The 20,365-nt window shown below is 43.1% G+C and carries 19 protein-coding genes; 12 read left to right on the forward strand and 7 right to left on the reverse strand.

Features of this window, described 5'->3' with window-relative positions:
• Positions 1 to 67: 67 nt before the first annotated feature.
• The 5 genes from FHS24_RS07805 to gmk all read right to left on the reverse strand — a co-directional run bounded on the left by FHS24_RS07805 (position 68) and on the right by gmk (position 6,843).
• Positions 68 to 2,365 (reverse strand): primosomal protein N', encoded by a 2,298-nt coding sequence (locus FHS24_RS07805; protein ID WP_183620423.1) that lies wholly within the window; start codon positions 2,363 to 2,365, stop codon positions 68 to 70.
• Between the two features lie 145 nt (positions 2,366 to 2,510).
• Positions 2,511 to 2,891 (reverse strand): RidA family protein, encoded by a 381-nt coding sequence (locus FHS24_RS07810; protein WP_183620424.1) that lies wholly within the window; start codon positions 2,889 to 2,891, stop codon positions 2,511 to 2,513.
• A 146-nt stretch (positions 2,892 to 3,037) separates the two neighbouring features.
• The gene (locus FHS24_RS07815; protein ID WP_183620426.1) at positions 3,038 to 5,236 is read right to left on the reverse strand and encodes a RelA/SpoT family protein; all 2,199 of its coding nucleotides are present in this window, start codon (positions 5,234 to 5,236) and stop codon (positions 3,038 to 3,040) included.
• A gap of 499 nt (positions 5,237 to 5,735) precedes the next feature.
• Entirely contained in the window at positions 5,736 to 5,996 is a 261-nt protein-coding gene (gene rpoZ / locus FHS24_RS07820) for a DNA-directed RNA polymerase subunit omega (protein WP_011280985.1), read from the reverse strand.
• Between the two features lie 220 nt (positions 5,997 to 6,216).
• A complete protein-coding gene (gene gmk, locus FHS24_RS07825) occupies positions 6,217 to 6,843 on the reverse strand; it encodes a guanylate kinase (RefSeq protein ID WP_183620428.1) in 627 nt (208 codons plus the stop codon).
• 474 nt (positions 6,844 to 7,317) lie between these two features.
• Here gmk and ispH point away from each other — a divergent pair, with 474 nt between their 5' ends.
• From ispH to FHS24_RS07885, 12 genes are all read left to right on the forward strand, one after another.
• Entirely contained in the window at positions 7,318 to 8,274 is a 957-nt protein-coding gene (ispH, locus tag FHS24_RS07830) for a 4-hydroxy-3-methylbut-2-enyl diphosphate reductase (RefSeq protein ID WP_183620430.1), read from the forward strand.
• A 1-nt stretch (position 8,275) separates the two neighbouring features.
• Entirely contained in the window at positions 8,276 to 8,515 is a 240-nt protein-coding gene (locus FHS24_RS07835) for a hypothetical protein (RefSeq protein ID WP_183620432.1), read from the forward strand.
• 122 nt (positions 8,516 to 8,637) lie between these two features.
• Entirely contained in the window at positions 8,638 to 9,453 is an 816-nt protein-coding gene (locus FHS24_RS07840) for a thioesterase family protein (RefSeq protein ID WP_183620434.1), read from the forward strand.
• Positions 9,454 to 9,836: 383 nt separating this feature from the next.
• Positions 9,837 to 11,369, forward strand: coding sequence for a catalase (locus tag FHS24_RS07845; protein ID WP_320158067.1), 1,533 nt, complete (start codon positions 9,837 to 9,839; stop codon positions 11,367 to 11,369).
• 287 nt (positions 11,370 to 11,656) lie between these two features.
• Positions 11,657 to 13,657, forward strand: coding sequence for a molecular chaperone HtpG (gene htpG / locus FHS24_RS07850; protein WP_221185035.1), 2,001 nt, complete (start codon positions 11,657 to 11,659; stop codon positions 13,655 to 13,657).
• 331 nt (positions 13,658 to 13,988) lie between these two features.
• Positions 13,989 to 15,452 carry a C13 family peptidase gene (locus FHS24_RS07855; RefSeq protein WP_183620436.1) on the forward strand — a complete coding sequence of 488 codons (1,464 nt, stop codon included), beginning with the start codon at positions 13,989 to 13,991 and terminating at the stop codon, positions 15,450 to 15,452.
• Positions 15,453 to 15,547: 95 nt separating this feature from the next.
• Positions 15,548 to 16,438, forward strand: a complete 891-nt coding sequence (fghA, locus tag FHS24_RS07860; RefSeq protein WP_183620438.1) for an S-formylglutathione hydrolase — start codon at positions 15,548 to 15,550, stop codon at positions 16,436 to 16,438.
• A 312-nt stretch (positions 16,439 to 16,750) separates the two neighbouring features.
• Entirely contained in the window at positions 16,751 to 17,029 is a 279-nt protein-coding gene (locus FHS24_RS12580; protein ID WP_406947781.1) for a TIGR03643 family protein, read from the forward strand.
• 130 nt (positions 17,030 to 17,159) lie between these two features.
• A complete protein-coding gene (rpe, locus tag FHS24_RS07870; RefSeq protein ID WP_183620440.1) occupies positions 17,160 to 17,849 on the forward strand; it encodes a ribulose-phosphate 3-epimerase in 690 nt (229 codons plus the stop codon).
• A gap of 88 nt (positions 17,850 to 17,937) precedes the next feature.
• Positions 17,938 to 18,327, forward strand: coding sequence for an alkaline phosphatase family protein (locus FHS24_RS07875; protein WP_221185036.1), 390 nt, complete (start codon positions 17,938 to 17,940; stop codon positions 18,325 to 18,327).
• 116 nt (positions 18,328 to 18,443) lie between these two features.
• Positions 18,444 to 18,755, forward strand: a complete 312-nt coding sequence (locus FHS24_RS07880) for a hypothetical protein (RefSeq protein ID WP_183620456.1) — start codon at positions 18,444 to 18,446, stop codon at positions 18,753 to 18,755.
• A 197-nt stretch (positions 18,756 to 18,952) separates the two neighbouring features.
• The gene (locus tag FHS24_RS07885) at positions 18,953 to 19,264 is read left to right on the forward strand and encodes a hypothetical protein (RefSeq protein ID WP_183620458.1); all 312 of its coding nucleotides are present in this window, start codon (positions 18,953 to 18,955) and stop codon (positions 19,262 to 19,264) included.
• A 139-nt stretch (positions 19,265 to 19,403) separates the two neighbouring features.
• Here FHS24_RS07885 and rpmG read toward each other — a convergent pair whose 3' ends face one another.
• Positions 19,404 to 19,559 carry a 50S ribosomal protein L33 gene (gene rpmG / locus FHS24_RS07890; protein WP_010201403.1) on the reverse strand — a complete coding sequence of 52 codons (156 nt, stop codon included), beginning with the start codon at positions 19,557 to 19,559 and terminating at the stop codon, positions 19,404 to 19,406.
• Positions 19,560 to 19,714: 155 nt separating this feature from the next.
• Complete coding sequence (rpmB, locus tag FHS24_RS07895) at positions 19,715 to 19,951, reverse strand: 50S ribosomal protein L28 (RefSeq protein ID WP_010201401.1); 237 nt, start codon at positions 19,949 to 19,951, stop codon at positions 19,715 to 19,717.
• Positions 19,952 to 20,365: the final 414 nt, after the last annotated feature.

Raw genomic sequence — 20,365 nt, forward strand, 5'->3', positions numbered from 1 at the left:
ATGGGTTAGTCACAGTGAGCCATAGTGTAATAATTCTAGTTAAAGAATCATGGTTAGGAATTGTATGTCACCAGCCAACAGGGTCAATATCCAAGGTTAGCTTCAGATATTTAGCGCTTGGCAAAGCAAGGACGGGCTGCCACCAATGATTTAATACCCGATGTAATTGCTGTCTATCTTTGCCTAACAGCAGTAACTGCACGTGGTAGCGACTGTTCTTTTTACTCATCGGCGCATCGATAGGACCGAGGACGGCAAGATTATGCCCATTAGGCAAAATGGCAATAGCATCTTTAAGGGCTTGAGTAGTAGCCGCAAGGGTTTTACCTTCGCAGCGTATTAGTGCGGCGTGGCTATGAGGCGGTAGCCCCATCATTTTGCGCTCTTGCAACAGCTTACGCGCAAACGATAGATAGCCATCTTTTACCAGTTTTAATAACAGCTCATTATCGGGTTGTAGTGTTTGAATCAGTACGCGCCCCGATTTATCACCGCGACCGGCACGTCCAGCTACTTGAATCATAAGCTGTGCGGTATGTTCTGGCGAGCGAAAATCAGCTGATAAAAAGCCACGATCGGCATTGGGCAAGCAGACCAAGGTGACATTGGGAAAATGATGACCTTTGGCAACCATCTGCGTACCAACTAAGATGGCAGGAGTGCCTTCATTGATACGTTGATAGATATTCTCCCAGCTGTCTTTACGTCTGGTGGTATCGCGATCGATTTGGATAATGGGATACAGCTCTTTACTGGTTTGCGGATTAGCAAAAATCGCATGCAGGTTTTCGCTGAGCCTTGTGGTACCCATCCCTTTGGTATTCAAATTTTGACTGCCACAATCAGGGCAAACCGTTGGAATATAGGCTTGCCAATCGCAGTGGTGGCATTTTAAATATGAGCTGCTTGAGTAGGAATTAGATTGAGATTGGCTATTATAATGAACGGTTAAATGCGCATCACAGCGCGGACAATCTGCTTGCCAGCCGCAAGCTTCGCATAGCAAAACTGGCGCATAGCCGCGACGATTTAAAAATATTAATACTTGATCGCCAGCTTCTAGTGTTTGCTGTATTGCGCCAATAAGCGCATCGGTCAGACCAGTATCATAGTGTGCACCTGCGGCCGTCGTTTGTTGATGAGTGCTTTGCAGGCGCGCATCAATCAGCTGCATGGTGGCAAGTTTGGCATTGCCAGGTCGAGTTTGCAGTTGACACTCTACCAGCTTACCGTCATCGACCAGTTTTAGGTGCTCAAGAGAAGGCGTAGCAGTACCAAGCACAACGGGGACATTGGCTTGTAGTCCGCGATAAAGCGCGACATCAGCAGCATGATAGCGCAACGTATCTTGCTGTTTATAAGAGCCATCATGCGCTTCATCCACGACAATTAAGCCTAAATTTGCAAAGGGATAAAGCACCGCTGAGCGCGTTCCGATAATGATTTGCGCATGACCGGTACGGCAATCTTGCCAGCCTTGCAGGCGATGGGTATTGTTCATACCTGAATGCAATAAGACAATATGAGCGGCAAAGCGACTGGCAAAACGCGCGCGCGTCTGTGGCGTCAAGCCAATCTCTGGCACCAAAATCAAAACTTGCTTGCCAGCTTCTAATACCGCTTGCATCGCCTGCAAGTAGACTTCGGTCTTACCACTACCGGTAATGCCGTTTAATAAAAACCCCGTATATTGCTTGGCTTCATGAGCAGCAATAATCACGGCAACGGCAAGCTGTTGCTCTTCATTAAGGTCGAGCGGCATGGTTGCTAATTTAACAGGAGCAGGTGCTTGTTTGCTTTGAATATAGCGTTCGATAAGACCTTTTTCTTCTAGCGCTTTTAAAAAACTGCGCTGCATCCCTTCTAAGAGCAGAATGTCTTCACTAGCGCCATGCTCGCCATGTAATTTGAGCATATCAAATTGTTGCTTCTGCTTTTTTGCATTGGCGCGAAAGTCGTCGTCGCTTACATGCGGCAAAATTCGCCAATGGGTAATCAGTAAATCCAGCGGCTTACCTTGACGAACGAGCGTTGGCAACATGACGGCCAAGACGTCACCGAGCGGATAGTGATAATAGCGCGCCAGCCAATGCGCCATTTTTAGCATACTGGCATCCAAAATAGGCTCAGCATCCAAGCATTTATTAATAGGTTTGATCTTATTAACAGGTACGTCGCTATCCGCTGCAGCAATATGAGCAATAACGATACCGATTAAGGTTTGACGACCAAAGGATACTTCGATACGGCTACCAATAGGCGGTATATGAGATGAAGTGCCGTTTGGCAAAGCGCTGCTATCTGCTGGCAAGCTGTAGTCAAATACCCGATAAAGGGGAACGGGTAGCGCAACTTGTAGCAACATAAAAGGGCTTCGCAGTCTTATCAGGTGAATGGGGATTAGGAAGAAAGATTAAAATACAAATAGATGGAGACTAATAAGCTTAGCATGATGCTAAGCTTATTATCATTGAACATAAAACAGTAGAGCTTAATTAAGCTCTACTGTTTTATTCAATATACATAATAGATTCAATTTCAACCACACCGCCTTTAGGTAGCGCGGCAACTTGTACAGCTGCGCGGGCAGGGTATGGCTCGCTTAAGTTAGCGACAAACACTTCGTTTAGTGCAGCAAAGTCATTTAAATCGGTCAACGAGACGTTGAATTTGACCACATCATTTAAGCTGCCACCTGCAGCTTCACAAATGGCTTTGATGTTTTCAAATACTTGCTTGGCTTGCGCTTCAAAACCTTCTTTTAGCTCCATAGTGTCAGGATCAAAACCTAGCTGACCTGAAATATAAACAGTATTACCCACTTTTACCGCTTGTGAATAGGTGCCAACGGCCGCAGGTGCTTTATCGGTTTGAATGGTTTGACGAGTCATATTATATCCTTATGATATTTTCTGATGTTTGTTTGGTTAAAAATTTAGCAATAATTGTTAGCTTATACTGAAAGCTTAAAATTAAATATAAAGGCAGATGCCTAATATTTGAAAGGGATAGATTTTAACATTTATTTTAACTGCTTTTATAATTGGTATAGCCGGATAATATTAGGGAAGCCAAGTAATGAGCGTAGTTCGCGAATACCTTGCGCTAAATGATTGCGACTACGCACCACGATATGAATAATGGTATCGCTGCTACGCACGTCAACCTTTTCGACCCCCATATTTAACTGGCGCAAATGATAAATCACTTCACTGATTTGCTCATCGCTTAGGGCGATTGAGAGCTTAAGATAAGCGGGGAAACGAATTTTGCTACCGTGTTCGTCTGAGTTGCTTTGTTTAATCGCTTTATCATTACGCCAGCGCAACTGAATAACTTGATAAGGATTGTCTTTACGGATATCGTCTAATGAAAAGCATTTATGTCGGTGGACAACCAAACCATGACGGGATAAATGGCCGACAATAGGATCGCCATAAATCGGGTGACAGCAGTTGGCAAAATCAAGCTCAACGCCGGACGCATTAACAATCAGCTGCTGTGGCTGGGTCATATCATCGATATGTTCTTGCGACTGAATGTCACAGACCTCATCGCTAAACAAACGCGTGACCACCAGTTGTGGCAGTAGCGTACCCGAACTTATTTGCTCAAATAGCGCATTTTTTTCTGTGAGACCACGCCATTCGGTGAGGTTTTTCCAGTCGCTTTCGCTTAAGTCATCGAGGCTTTTTTGATAAGTTTTTAGGGCGCGGTCTAAGGCTTGCATGCCATGATGCTGCTTATCTGCAGGAGATAAATCTTTAAACCAGCGTAAAATCTCTACACGGGCTTTATTTGTGACCACAAAGCCTAACCATTCAGCTTTTGGCTCAGAGTGGCTATTGACTTCAATCTCAACCAACTGTCCGTTTTTTAGTACCGTACCGAGTTTTGCATGTTTATGATCGACATTGGCACCGACGGCGACATTGGCACCGACGGCGACATTGCCGACCACGGCATAAGCAAAGTCTAGCGCAGTTGCCCCTTGTGGTAGCTCATAGGCACGCCCTTGTGGACTGTAGCAGATGATTTTACTCGAGTGTAGATAGTCCATCAGCTCATTAATAGTAGAGACCGCCGCTGAAAAGTCAGGGCTATCCTCATTTAAGCTGTCTTCATCGTCGACCAAGTCTTTCATATTGCGTAATGACGCTTGAATGACCGATTGACTGACATCGGAGGCGTGTTCTGCGCCAATAACGCCAAGCCTTGCAGCGTTTTGCATTTGCTTGGTTAAAATCGTCACTTTAACAAAATCATTGTCGCGCTCATAAATCAGGGTCAGCGACTGATTGCCACCAGGCAGCGGACGGCGAATATTATCAGCGATATGGCTGTCATCAATCTGATATTTTTTAATCAAATAATAAGCCAATTTGTCACAGGCTTCGATATTATCAAGGACAATCTCAAACGCATAATGACGCAGTAGCGCATTGATTTCACCGCGATTACGGAAAAACTGTCTGAAGATAACCACGCGATTGTCTAAGACTTTGACCATACCATTCAAATCAAGATTGTTTAGAACAATACTTAAATAGCGATGAATGGCTTCTCTTTGAAAATTACGCCCAAGCCCATGCTGTAGCAGCTTATCAGACAGTTTGTTATACATATCTGAGTCAAGGTTACGATAACACAATACTTCAATATAATCGGCAATGTCATTTAAACCCATTAAACGTGCAAAGGGCACATAAAAATCTAAGGTTTCTTGCGCGGTGGTGCGCTGTTTTTCTGGACGTACCGCATCTAGCGTCGACATATTATGTAGGCGGTCAGCCAGTTTGATAATCAATACCCGCGGATCAGCGAGGGTAGCCGTCAAGATTTTATGAAAGGTGGCAGCTTTATTTTCTTGTTTATTATGGGTTGAAGATTTTAATTTGGTCACCCCATCGACCAGTCTTGCCACTATTTTGCCATAACGCTGCTCAATCTGCTCAGCACTGATTTCGGTATCTTCGACCGTGTCATGGAGAATGGCTGCAATAATCGTATCGCGATCTAAGCGAAAGCCTGCCAATATTTCGGCGACCGCAATCGGATGGGTAATATAAGGCTCCCCTGATTTGCGCTTGTCTTTGATATGCGCAATATCACCAAACTCACAGGCATCAATAATATCACTACGTTCAGCCGCAGTGAGATAACCTACTGAGCGTAGCAGATTATATTGAGCGTCATCGACTAAAGGATGACTGAGTTTGGGTAAGGTTTGATTCATAAAGCGGCGATCCTATTTTCCAATACCTATTGGCCAGTTCAGAACAGCTTGTCGGTTCAAGATAGTTTCTTAGTTCAAAACAGTTTCTTGGCTTAATACGGTTTCTTGGTTCTGGACTGTTTAGGTAAATGGTGACTGAATGAATGCTGACCTACGCTATCAAAGCTTAAAGACGCAGAGCTAAAAAAGGGCAGACCACCCTCTAATTAATCGTAAATCGCCTTCAATGTCAACTACTAAGCGATTAGGCTATGCAAAAATTAAGAAATTCCCACTGAATGGTAGGGTTTTCGCTATAAACGGTCGTTAAAATTGCTGACTATAATGCCCCAGTATTAGTGACTTAGCATTATAAGTAGCGTCATAAATAGTCTTACAACCAAAAAACCACAGCCTATGCTGTGGTTCTTATTAATCAGGAATGTCATCACTTAATAAAGTGGTCATACAAGCTAAGTGCTAAAAGCCATGTTTCAAAAAGCTGGCTGATAAAGTCTTATTAAAAGCTATGATCGCCTGATAACGCTAAATCTAATGAGCTTGTAGCAAAGTTATGCTCTGGCTGATTTAAAATATCACGGGTGATTTTGCCCGCAGCAATTTCACGCAAGGCCAATACAGTAGGCTTGTCATTATCAACGTCAACTAACGGTTCAGCGATACCTTTGGCCAACTGACGGGCGCGTTTGCTTGCGACCAATACCAGCTCAAAGCGATTATCAACATTATCCAAACAATCTTCAATCGTCACTCGTGCCATAAATAGCTACCTCGGTTGTTTTTATTAGTCACGGAGCTTGCCCGCCACTCAATAAAAATAATATCAAAAATACAAAAGGGGATAGCTAGGCATTATAGCATTTTTTGTTTAGGCGCGTGGTTGCTTTTTATATCAGCTGGTACTTATATCTACGCCGCCGCGCGTAATGCTCAGATAAGGGGACGGATAATTCGATTTTAGTCTTAGTCTTTGCTTTCGGCTACTCTTCTACTTTAGTACTTAGTAAATTGGTAATGGTGCGATGATAACGCTGCTGTTGACGTTTAAGTGTCTGTCTATCAGCAACAATAATGGATTTTAGCTCAGTTAAAGCCACTTCGAAATTGTCATTAATAATCACAAAGTCAAAATGTACGTATTGCGCCATCTCTGTTACTGCACCTGCCAAACGCTGCTCGATAACTTCTAGCGTATCCTGCGCGCGCGTCGATAGACGTTGACGTAAAGTGGCGATACTTGGCGGCAAGATAAAAATCATCGTCGCATCGGTAAATATTTTTTTCACTTGTAGCGCCCCTTGCCAGTCAATCTCTAAAATAACATCGACGCCTGCTTCTAACTGCGCCCGTACGCTTTGTTCTGAGGTACCATAGTAGTTGCCAAACACTTCGGCATGTTCTAAAAACTTGCCTTCACCGATAGCAGTGACAAATTTATTAACATCGGTAAAGTGATAATGATGACCATCAATCTCACCCGGACGCGGCGCGCGTGTGGTGTGCGATACACTGACAGTCAAGTCATTGGTGGTGGCCAATAACTGTTTTACCAGCGAAGTCTTGCCCGTACCCGATGCGGCGGTAATAATAAATAATGAACCTGTCATACGATTTGTCCTAATGGATTGTTTCCTAATGAAATGTTTTCTAAGGTAGTCTGCTCTAATGCAATGTATTTTAATAAAGTGTGTCTTAGCAAAATCTAGGCTAGTAAAAATGTATCCTACTAAAAGGCTCAAAACAGTTTTAGTAGATGGCTAAAAACTGGTAAAAATAAAAAACGCCATCAGGTATGGCGCTAGAAACTTATATTGAATGGTAATCGATGCCTTTATTATAAACTGCTTTTAGCGCTTTTATTTTATTTAGCGCCAGCTTTTTATTACTTAGACGTTGTTCTGACATACTTCTTAAATGAAAAGTAGCTTTTGCCAATGTGTTGTGAATTTAAAACATGGCTATTTTCAAAGGCAATAAAAGCAAATTATGCTAAAGTAGAGCATTGATTTTATCCCAGTTTTTAATGTGAAGCTGTTCGATATTTAGCTTTAACTATAAATTATCTAATGATAGGCCCTCTTATGCAAATTTATCTTGCCAATCCACGTGGATTTTGTGCTGGTGTAGATCGCGCGATTGCGATAGTGAACGAAGCATTGACTCGTTTTGAGCCACCCATTTATGTGCGTCATGAAGTCGTTCATAATAAATTTGTGGTGTCTGATTTGGCCAATCGCGGTGCGGTGTTTGTTGAAGAGCTACATGAAGTACCCGATGGCTCAATCGTTATTTTCTCAGCTCATGGCGTCTCAAAAGCAGTCGAAGATGAAGCGCAGCGCCGTGACTTAACGGTATTTGATGCGACTTGCCCGCTCGTTACCAAAGTGCATATCGAAGTGGCAAAATTCGCCCAAGATGGTATGGATGCGGTATTGATTGGTCATGCAGGACATCCTGAAGTGGAAGGTACCATGGGGCGCTTCAATCGTCGCCACGGCGGTGAGATTCATTTGGTCGAAAATGAAACCGATGTCGAAGCATTAACTGTACAGAATGCTGAGCACTTAGCTTTTGTTACTCAAACAACTTTGTCGATGGATGATACCGCGCGTGTTATTGATGCATTGCGTGAAAAGTTTCCGAGTATTCAAGGCCCGCGTAAAGACGATATCTGCTATGCCACCCAAAACCGTCAAGATGCAGTCAAAGATTTAGCCAGTCGCTGCGAAGTAGTCCTAGTGGTTGGTTCACCAAACTCATCAAACTCTAATCGTTTACGTGAATTGGCCGAGCGTATGGATTGCCGCGCTTATCTGATTGATAATGCCACTGAGATGAATAGACGTTGGTTTGATGGTATACAAAGCGTCGGTGTGACCGCTGGGGCGTCAGCGCCCGAAGTATTGATTCAAGAAGTATTACAGCAGCTGCAAGATTGGGGCGGTGATTTACCGAGCGAGCTGTCAGGTATCGAGGAAAATGTCACCTTTAGCTTACCAAAAGCCTTGCGTATTCCGGTCACGCAAGTAGGTAAATAACATGAAAAAGCAGAAATTTGTCTTGGCAGAAGCGTCGCTTGATGAGATTAATAAGCAATTGAAAATCAATATGTTTACCATTGTCATGCTGATATTGGTGCTTTTTCTTAATATCGCGCAATTTATGAGAGATTACAGCCTGCTATATGGTGCACTTATTGCCATTATGGCTTTTTTCCTATTTGTAATGGCTAAAAGTCGTACGCTACTGACGATGAGAAAACAAGAGCTTACCAAATAAATGATGAAGGCAAAGCAGATTTAATCATCATTATAAACTATCAACACAAAGCTACCGACTTCTCACAGCGGTCAAAATTACTAAATCAATAAGAAATATTGGATTAAAGATTAAGGGTGTTCATGTCAGCTTACTATCATTTTATCAAACGCGAACAACAAGAAGGCGGCCTCAGCGTTGCCCATTATCAGCCAACCAAGCATGCACAAGGCGCTTGGAATGAGCACGAGCAGCATATGGCACCAGCGACAGGGTTGCTGACAGCAGAGCTCAATGCCTATGCCCCGCAAGCCAATACCCGTATTGCCCGTATCAGCCTAGATATTTTAGGCTTGATTCCGCTTGATGATTTTACGATTACCACTCGTTGTATCCGCCCGGGTAAGACCATTGAGCTGATTGAGGCGGTCATGAGCAGTCGCGGCCGTGATGCGATTATTGCGCGTGCATGGCGTCTCATGACCCAAGATACCAGTGCAATTGCAGGTCTTGAAGATCAGAAATCGTTACATAAGCCTGAAGAGTTGCCCTCCTGGGATGGGATGAAAGGTTGGCCAGGTGGTTTTATTGAAAGTGTACGTTTAGTGTCTGAACCTGACCGTCGTCCTGGTCGTGGCATGGTATGGATCACCAACGATATGGAAATGGTAGAGGGCGCGCCTACCGATGATTTGGTGCATCTATTGGGTATGGTCGATACCGCCAATGGCGTAGTGCCGCGCCTCGGTCTTGGACTATCGCAGTTAGAGTGGATGTTTCCCAATACGGATTTACAAATCCATATGCATCGTATCCCAACAGGCAAATGGCTTGGCATCGAAGCCATGCAGCAATATGGCGCTGATGGTATAGGGCTAACCAGTGCGGTACTGCATGATATATATGGTCCATTTGGTCGTAGCGAGCAAATCTTGACCATTCGTCCGATGCCGCGCTAAAGGTTAGCTGCTATTTCATGAAGTACTATTTGATTATGCGTGAATCAATTCTATTTGAAGGTGAGATATTGAGCTCGTAGCCGCGCTGCTATTATGAAAAGTGTCTTTAGGCAATAAAGCCGTTTGGATAAAAAAACACTCTAAGTGGTTCTGAAAAATAAAACAAAATCATGTGGTTAATTAATTATACAAATCAATACCAATCGGTTGTAATGGTGGCTAATCAGTCGACAAGCACGACAACATCACTACACTGACAGGTTATTAGGAAAAAGAATCATTATTTTTCGAACAAACTGACCTCTATTCTAAATCTACTGCTAGAAGCTTATTCAGAATAGGTTTTGTGTTTTCATCCATTTGTTTTTCAAAAGAGTATCACTATGAGTAACGATATGAGCGATAAAAAATGTCCCTACGCACCAACCCAATTGACCATGAGCAATGGTGCACCAGTCGCTGATAACCAAAATAGTCTCACCGCAGGCAAGCGCGGACCGTTATTAGCGCAAGATATTTGGCTAAATGAGAAGCTTGGCAACTTTGTTCGCGAAGTGATTCCAGAGCGCCGTATGCATGCTAAAGGTTCTGGTGCTTTTGGTACCTTTACCGTCACCAACGACATTACTAAATATACCCGCGCTGCTATTTTTAGTGAAGTCGGTAAGCAAACTGAAATGTTTGCGCGCTTTAGTACGGTGGCAGGCGAGCGTGGTGCCGCTGATGCCGAGCGTGATATTCGCGGTTTTGCTTTGAAGTTTTATACCGAAGAAGGCAACTGGGACATGGTCGGTAATAACACCCCAGTGTTCTTTTTGCGTGACCCGCGTAAATTCCCCGACTTAAACAAAGCAGTCAAGCGTGACCCACGTACCAATATGCGTTCGGCGACCAATAACTGGGATTTTTGGACCTTGCTGCCAGAAGCTTTCCATCAGGTTACCATCGTGATGAGTGATCGCGGTCTTCCAGCGTCGCATAGACATATGCATGGTTTTGGTTCGCATACCTATAGTTTTTGGAATACAAACAATGAGCGTTTTTGGGTAAAATTCCATTTCCGTACGCAGCAAGGTATCAAAAACTTAACAGATGCAGAAGCGGCAAATGTGGTTGGTATGGACCGTGAAAGTCACCAAAAAGATTTGTATGATGCCATCGAAAATAGCGACTTTCCAAAGTGGAAAATGTATGTGCAAATCATGCCAGAAGCTGAGGCTGACACTGTCCCTTATCATCCGTTTGATTTAACCAAAGTATGGCCAAAAGGTGATTATCCGCTGATTGAAGTAGGCGAGTTTGAGTTAAATAAAAACTCTGATAACTATTTTGTCGATGTCGAGCAGGCGGCATTTGCGCCAAGTAACCTAGTTCCAGGTATCAGCGTCTCACCGGATAAAATGCTACAAAACCGCTTGGTAAATTATGCCGATGCACAGCGTTATCGTATTGGGGTTAATCATCAACAGATTCCGGTGAATAAGCCACGTTGTCCTGTGATGAGCAATCATCGTGATGGTCAAGGCCGTGTTGATGACAACTACGGCAGTCGTCCACATTATGAGCCAAATAGCTTTAGCCAATGGCAAGAGCAGCCTGAATACGCTGAGCCAACCTTAAAAATTAACGGCGATGCCGCGCACTATGATTTCCGTGAAGATGATAGCGATTATTTTAGCCAACCTAGAGCTTTGTTTAATTTGATGAGCGCTGAGCAGCAACAAGTGTTGTTTGAAAATACCGCACGAAATATGGCGGGTGTGCCTGACTTTATTCAGTATCGTCATATTCGTAACTGCAACTGGTGTGACCCTGCTTATGGCGAAGGCGTTGCCAAAGCGTTAGGCCTAACGGTTGACGAGGCGATGGCAGCTCGCGCGTCTGACCCAGCTCGTCATTTGGCCAGCTGCTTATAGTTGATGATTTAATATTAAGTCATTTTTAAGCAAAAGCCGTTTATTAACTAAATATCAAAAACACCGCCTTAGGAGACTAGGGCGGTTTTTTATGGCTAATAATTTTTTTAACTTGGTTTGGGCTGTTTACGCTTGAAATTTTCTTCCGTGCCCCTATCTGATTAACCAGCCTCACAGTATTTGGAGCGCAGTCTTATTAACCAGATTGGCTATACTGTTGGTATTTGAAAATTTGCGATTTATGTGTGCTGGCAACAGCATTTTTGGTAACAATAATAGGAGTTTTTATGAGTGAGCAGACCCAAGCGGATAATAAAAACGCTAATAACCTTGATGTGAATAAAGAGACCCCTGAATTAAAAAAACATACCTTTGAAGCAGAAGTGGCGCAGCTGCTGCATTTAGTAACGCATTCGCTTTACTCTAACGCCGATATCTTTGTGCGTGAGTTGGTCTCAAACGCCTCTGATGCCTGCGATAAATTGCGCTTTGAAGCGACCAATGATGACAGTCTTTATGAAGATGATGGTGAGTTAAGAATCCGTATCAATGTCGATAAAGATGCTAAAACCATTACCTTTACCGATAATGGTATTGGTATGAACGAAGCCGATGCGATTGAGAACTTAGGCACGATTGCCAAATCAGGTACCAAGGCTTTCCTAGATAAATTGTCTGAATCGCAAAAACAAGACGGTCAATTAATCGGCCAGTTTGGCGTTGGTTTCTATTCAGGCTTTATCGTTGCTGACACCATCAGCGTTGAATCACGCAAAGCGGGTGAAACTGCTGATAAAGGCGTGCGCTGGGTATCAGATGGCACAGGTAGCTTTACCGTTGAGCCTATCACTAAAGCCACGCGCGGTACGGCCATTACGTTGCATCTAAAAGAAGAGTATTCTGAAGGTGAAGACAGCTATCTAGACCGTGGCAAAATCAAGCGTTTAGTTAATAAATACTCAGACCATATCAGCCTGCCGATCCAGATGCGTAAAGAAGTTTGGCAAGAAGACGAAGTTGAAGAGGGCGACGACACACCAGCTAATGGACAAATGGTACTGACCGATGAATGGGAAACCATTAATAAAGCCAGTGCACTTTGGACGCGCTCAGCATCTGAGATTGAAGATGATGAGTATGTCGATTTTTATAAAAATATCACCTATGACATGGATGCGCCGCTGACGTGGACGCACAACCGTGTTGAAGGACGTGTGCAATATACCCAGCTGCTTTATATCCCTAAGAAAGCGCCGGTAGATTTATATACGCGTGAGCAGCAGCATGGTCTAAAGCTGTACGTCAAACGCGTCTTTATTATGGATGAAGCTGAGCAGTTATTGCCGATGTACCTACGTTTTGTTAAAGGGGTCATTGATTCAGCAGACTTGCCACTTAACGTCAGCCGTGAAATCTTACAAGAATCACGTGATGTAAAATCCATCCGTGATGGTAACGCGCGTCGTATTTTGACTTTGCTTGCTAGCCTTGCTAATAGCGAAGACAGCGATAAGCAAGAAAAGTTTGCTCAGTTCTATAGCGAATTTGGTGATGTGATCAAAGAAGGTCTTGGCGAAGACATGGGCAACCAAGAGCGTATTGCCAAATTGCTGCGTTATGCGACTAGCACCAATGACAAGGTTGAGACCAGCTTTGAAGACTATAAAGGCCGTATGAAAGAGGGTCAAAAGGCCATCTATTATCTCACAGCTGATAATTTGGCGGCGGCAAAAAATAGTCCTCAATTAGAGCTATTTAAGAAAAAAGGCATCGAAGTTATTTTGATGACCAGTCGTGTCGATGAATGGGCGATGAACTTCTTAACCTCATTTGATGAGACACCGCTACAAAATATCGCTAAAGGTGCGGTAGACTTGGGCGACTTGCAGGATGAAGCTGAGAAGGCTGAAGCTGAAAAAGCACAAGAAACTATGAAACCTGTCGTTGATAAGTTAAAAACGGCTCTAGGCGAGCGTGCCAAAGACGTCAAAGTTTCAACACGTTTGGTAGATAGTCCAGCATGTCTAGTAGTTGGTGAAGGTGAATTATCACCACAAATGATTCAGATGTTAAAGCAAATGGGTCAAGATGTACCAGAGAGTAAGCCGACGCTTGAAGTCAATCCTGATCACCCGCTGATTAAAAAGCTTGAGAGTAGCGAGCAGTCTGACGGCGATTTTGACAAGCTTGCGCAAGTGATTTTTGACCAAGCATTATTGGCGGATGGCGGTCAGTTAGATGATCCTGCTGCCTATCTAAAACGCGTCAATGAGCTATTGATGAGATAATGTTTACTGTTTGATAAAAAAGGAGGTCTTAATGTTAAGGCCTCCTTTTTTATTAGGTTTTTAGAGGGCTTTTCAAGCGATTTTTACAAATCAGCCTTATGCTCTTGACCGACAATCCGTTACAATCGCGATAGATTAGCGAGCCAAACGATTTTGTTGGGTTTTTCGCATCTTATACCTATTTATCGTAAATCAGATATGAAATTGCTGTCGATATGGCTTATGAAAATGTAGGATGGTTATATTAAACCTCCTATTAAAAAGCACTCACAGCAAAATACTTTATCATTGAGTTGCGTTATTTCTCTCGACTGGCTAGAGGTCTAAGTCTTTGTCACTTGCGTCGTTAAAAACTGTCTCACTTCAGCGCTTTTCGCTCAATTTCGCTGCCAATATTATTGCAACCTTATGGATGCTAGTAGGGTCAACGCGTGCTTTTTCTTGGGTAAAACCCACCTTTATTCAGTTCGCGGTCTTTGCTTTATTAGCGCTAGGTAGCAATGTGCTTTTCTCGTGGCTAGCGGCAGAAAATGGTAGCGTCTTTAATGAGCAAGGATTGGTCAGTTATCTGATATGGCCGATGATTATTCTGTTAGGTGGCATTATTTTGGCACGCCGCGCGGGTAATCAAACGCTGGTTTTTGTGCCTGTGGTGCTGTGGTTAGTCGCCGATACCTTATCTGCGCTACTGCAAAGCCTCGTGCAGTTTTTTGGCAGCTATGGCTGGCTACCGAGTTGGAGCTATTCACTTTTACCTATACTGTTTTTAGTGCTATTTTTATGGCAAACATTGGCTTTGTTATGGATTTTTTCCCGGCGCTTGCGAGTCCCTTGGTGGGAGCGCATTATTGTCATAATAGGGGCAGTGGCATTATTGACCATTTGGCAGCGCAATGTCGCTGACCAGCCGATATTTAAGCAAATCCCTGTTGAACCTGTACTAGAAGAGGCGGCCTTATACGAGCAGCCAAGATTGCTGCAGCAAGCCCTAGACCGCATTGATCCCAGTATACCGGGTAAAAGCGACTGGTATTTTATGGGCGTGGCAGGATTCTCTGATCAAAACGTCTTTCGCTCTGAGATTAATAAAGTCCGTGAGCTGTTTGATGTGCGCTTTGGTACCAGCGGGCATTCATTGGCATTGATAAATAATAATTACACTTGGTTGGATGAACCCATTGCGACTAAGACTAGTATATTGCGTGGCTTAAAAACCATCGGTCGGCAAATGAATGCTGATGAAGATGTGCTATTTATGACCCTATCATCGCATGGCGATCAAGATTTTATTCATCTATCAAATCCGCCGCTAGCGATGGATAATTTGGACGCCACTTGGCTGCGTGAGGCGTTAGATGCTTCCGGTATTCGCTGGCGTATCATCGTAGTGTCCGCATGCTATTCAGGCTCATTTATCGATGAGTTAGCCTCTCCAACGACGGTGGTAATTACTGCTTCAGCTGCTGATAAAATGTCGTTTGGCTGTACCAATACTGCTGAGATGACCTATTTTGGCCAAGCGTTTTTTGCCGAAAGTTTGCGTGAAAACACCAGCTTTTCTGATGCTTTTAAAGACGCCGCTTACCGCGTACAGGAGCGTGAGCTTTATATGGGCTTTGAGCCGTCAGAGCCGCAAATGGTCATTGGTAGCTTAATGGAAACCGCCTTGCCAGCATTTGAGCAAGCCTTATTTGACAAAACACGACCGTCGCTTGCTAGCATGAGCAATAGTACTACCAACGCTGATACGACTTCAAGTGTGCCAATCAATACGGCTCCTGCGACTCTTGATTGAATATTAATTGCCTATTGCTAGTTTCTAACTATTAACTCTAAATTACCAATTATCTTTCAACGCTTATTTTGTCTTAGATACAAAGGATATTACTCATGAATAATGCTTACAACCATAGTTTTTCAGCCAGTAACCAGTTGACACAAAAAAGTGTCAATCGCTGCTTCGATGGAGAGCAGCATTACTATAGCCACGAGTCGACGTCGACCAAAACGCCGATGACGTTTAGTATTTATCTGCCAGATGAAGCGCTTGCCGGTCGCCGCTGTCCCGCGCTTTTATATCTCTCAGGCTTGACCTGTAATGCCGATAACGTCACTCATAAAGCGCATTTTCAACAAAAATGCAGTGAGCTTGGCATGATTTTTATTGCGCCTGATACTTCTCCTAGAAGCAGTGAAAGTCACGATGTACCAAACGATGAGCGTTATTTTGTCGGGCAGGGCGCAAGCTACTATGTTGATGCGACGCAAGCACCGTGGTCAGAACATTTTAATATGCAAAGCTATATCGTTGATGAATTATACGATTTGCTGCGCTCTGAGTTTCCGATTGATAGTATTGGTATCACTGGACATTCGATGGGTGGTCATGGCGCGTTATTGTTGGGCTTTAAGTTCCCAAGTAAGTTTGTCAGTGTCTCCGCCTTATCGCCTGTTTGCGCAGCCAGTGAGTCAGCTTGGGGGCAGGCCGCTTATACGGAATACTTTGGTGATGATAAATCATTATGGGCGCAAGCAGATGCTGCACAGTTGATTATGGAAGTTGGGCAGCAGTACACCAATATTTTGGTCGATCAAGGGGGTGCTGATAATTTCTTGGCAGAAGGACAACTGCAAACCTCTAAGCTCCAAGAAGCCTGCAATATAGCACAGCAGCCGCTGACATTGCGCTATCTTGCTAGTCACGATCACAGCTATTACTTTATTCAGACAGTGATTGATGACCATATCGAACATCACTGGCGTATGGCGCAGATGGGCTAAGCCGGTTAAATAATGACCGCCTGATAGATAAGCTGACAGCCTGTCATATAACTTGACAGACAGTTACGCTGATTATTTAACCAAGCGCACTTATTGGTATAAAATAGAGCTTGGTTGAATAATCAACGTTCTTAAAGGTAAGGTTTTATGATAAATAGTCTGACAGCGTCGGTAAATGCGGGTGCAAATAATACAACGCATAAAGCTGAATCATTACTTACGGTTATGCAAGCTGATATGGCTGCTGCTATCAAGAATAAGCAGCAAGATAATATTGCGCAAAAAAGCAACCTGAAGCCCGCTGCCAGTAACGTGAAATCATCTTCTGTAACTACCGCTAAGGAGCCTGATGCTGTGCAACTATCACGGGTGATAGAGATGGCGTGGGAAGACAGGACGCCGTTTGAAGCGATAGAACAGAGTTACGGTCTCGATGAGACAGCAGTTATCAAGCTGATGCGTCAAGAGTTAAAGCCATCGTCTTTTCGCTTATGGCGTCAACGTGTCACCAACCGTGTAACTAAGCATCAAGCAAAGCGCCCGTTTGACGTTGGTCGCGCCTATTGTAAAACCCAATATAAGCCGCGTTAGTTATTTAGCTTTATTCATTTAATAGCCAGTTATTTACAGCCAATGCTTTAAAAGCAGTGATTTGAATGTCAGCAACATTAAAACCTTTTTTATTAAACTTTTATACAAACCTCAATTAGGTAGCTCAATTATGATTAGCCCCTCTAAACCGTATCTAATCGCTCCTTCTATTTTATCTGCTGACTTTGCCAGACTGGGTGAAGAAGTAGAGCGTGTATTAGAATCGGGTGCGGATGTCATCCATTTTGACGTAATGGACAACCATTATGTGCCCAATCTAACTTTTGGTAGCATGATATGTAAAGCGCTGCGCGACTATGGTATTGAAGCGCCCATCGATGTCCATCTTATGGTATCGCCAGTCGATAGTATGATTGAGCAGTTTTTAGAAGCGGGTGCGAGTGTTATCACCTTTCATCCAGAAGCCAGCGCCCATATTGACCGTTCTTTGCAGCTCATCAAAGATGGTGGGGCTGAATGTGGCTTGGTGTTAAATCCAGCGACGCCGCTACATTATTTAGATTATGTAATGGACAAAGTTGACCAAATCTTACTCATGAGTGTCAATCCAGGTTATGGTGGTCAGTCATTTATTGAGGGCACCTTAGATAAAGTCCGTCAAGTTCGCCAACGTATTATTACCAGTGGTCGTGACATCAGACTAGAAGTAGATGGCGGCATTAAAGCCAGCAATATCCGTGCGATTGCCGAAGCAGGCGCAGATATGTTTGTTGCCGGTTCCGCTATCTTTAACCAAGAAGATTATAAAGCGGCTATCGATGCTATGCGCGCTGAGTTGGCCTTAGCAAATGGCTATTAATTACTCTTTATAGCCATCAGAATGAATGATAACTATAGAGTGATAATCATAGAATCATGACCAATAACCAGTCATGCAAAGGTGAAATATGGATACGAAAAAGCCAGTTAACGCCCCAGTATCGCCTCAATCTATCAAAGAGACTGAGTCACAGCTCGCTAGTTCGCAATTATCTAGCTTACCTTCACTAAGCTTAGTGCCCAAAGGTATTACCATTGGCATGGCGGCTTTTGCCTTGGTGCTCAGTCTTGCCGGTTACGGCTTTCGCTTGATAGTTGGTGAGGATGTGGGAGAGGTGTTACGACATGCGGCGGTCATAGTACCAGCCTTTATGATTGGTATTCCGCTGTTTTTCTGGGTAGGTTCGCGCATTTTAAATAAGGTTAAAGACTTACATATAGCGAGCTGGAATGCCATTAGTTTGGGTTATTTGACCTCTTGTATATCGATTCTTTGGCTAATGGGTACTTATAGCTAATATAAGCGCCTCATAATACCGATGTTTTTATGATTTAAAACTTTGCCTTTATTACACTTATCGATTTCTCCTCATTAATAAATCGCGCTTTATGACGTGACTGGACACTTGCTAGTATGGCCACATCTTCTAAGAAAATCACCGATATCATTTTCCCAAAAGACCTACCAAACGGTTTATTTATTGCGCTGATTATTGCCTGTTTGTTATTAGGTTTATCCTACCTGCGTCACGGGACAGGGCTGCAAGGCTGGCTACACGTCTTTGAAAACTGGCTACTCATGCTGCTAATCATTCCGACCGCCACTGCCACCGTTGCCTTACCATTCAAATACCGTGACCCTACGCTTGAGCTTAAACTGACCTATTATCTTGGTATGTTTGTCGCTTTCTTATTTACCTTGGCAAAATTGCGCTATTGGCGTTAAGCATCAGTTTTTGTTGATCGAGCAGGGTAGAAGTGCATTTATGCAAAAGACTTGGACGTCAGCCCTTGAATTGTAGGCATAAAGCGTCCATTGTATGAGTAAGATAGTTTTGCCCGCATGACTGTAAGACGAGCGCTTTCATAAATAACATAACCGCATTTTTACAGGTGTAACACGGGATAATAAGGAAAAAATGAATGCCATACGATATTGATAATGACATAGAAGTAGATAGCGACAGTAGTGATCAGTTTGCAGGATTTGCCAAAGAAACCACGCTTGAGCTGGTAGAAGCAGATGATGGTCGCTTATTGTTACGTGACGCTGAACAAGATGAAGCGCCACTCATGACCATTGATTTTTCTGAAAAGCTCAAAGAAATACTTGGCAGTGATACTCAGGCGATAGGTCAACATATGATTCATGCCGCGATTCAAGTCATCATGCAAAAGCAGATGAGCCAATGGCATGCTCATGTCTATGATAAAGAGCCAACGCACTATAGTTAATGAATCACTGGTAAAAACGAATAAATGGTCAAAAAATTGGCAATAAAAAAGGGTTTATCATTTGATAAACCCTTTTTTTGTTCAAATAATTTATTTATAGAACATATTTATAAAAAATACATTTTATAAAAAATAACAATTATTTGATTTTAGCTTCTTTAAAGATCACATGCTGGCGTACTTTTGGATCAAACTTTTTGATTTCCATTTTGCCAGGCATAGTGCGCTTGTTTTTGGTAGTGGTATAGTAATACCCAGTACCAGCAGTTGATACTAACTTAATTTTATCTCTCATGATAGCTTTCCTGTAAATGAGGGGTCTTCAAACGATGGGTATGGGTCTAAAAGATTAAATCGCTAACGATATTGACTTTATCAGCCAATCAATCACTAGCGTCAAAGCAGCCTATATAACGAAAATCATCGCTAAGACAGGCTGCAAGTTTTTACTTAAACTTTTTGACCTTGTGCGCGCATATCTGCTAACACTTTGTCGATACCAAGTTTGTCGATAGTGCGCATACCTTTGGTAGACACACGTAGACGTACAAAACGATTTTCAGACTCTACCCAAAAACGATGGTTATGAAGGTTTGGTAGAAAGCGACGACGGGTTTTGTTGTTTGCGTGCGAAACATTATTACCCACCATAGGGCGCTTTCCAGTCACTTGGCAAACTCTAGACATGGCGAACTCCTAATCTATGAGGTATGAGGGATTCTCATACCAGTCTGGGCAAGTTGCACGTTTTTGCGGCATGGACACAGCAAGCGGCAGCTTTGCACCAAACAAAACTATTATGAAGGTTGAGCTGATATTACTGTCATCTAAAGGCAAATAACAGGCAAACCAATTCAGAAAATTTTAAAGCCGACATTTATACCATAAAAGTAATGAATACTCAAATATTTTTATAATAATCGCCGCTTTAAACGATAGCTATTATACCCTGAATTGCACGCGCTATGTGATTGATTATTTAATAGTAAAGATTCATTTTTTAGTTGTAAGTTATGACAAAAGTCAGTAAAGTTGCGGTTATATATTTAATACAATCTGTTAATACAACTGTTATTATTGTAATTCTATGTATCATTACCA

Origin of the sequence: Psychrobacter luti, from assembly GCF_014192115.1 — a bacterium.
GTDB lineage: Bacteria > Pseudomonadota > Gammaproteobacteria > Pseudomonadales > Moraxellaceae > Psychrobacter > Psychrobacter luti.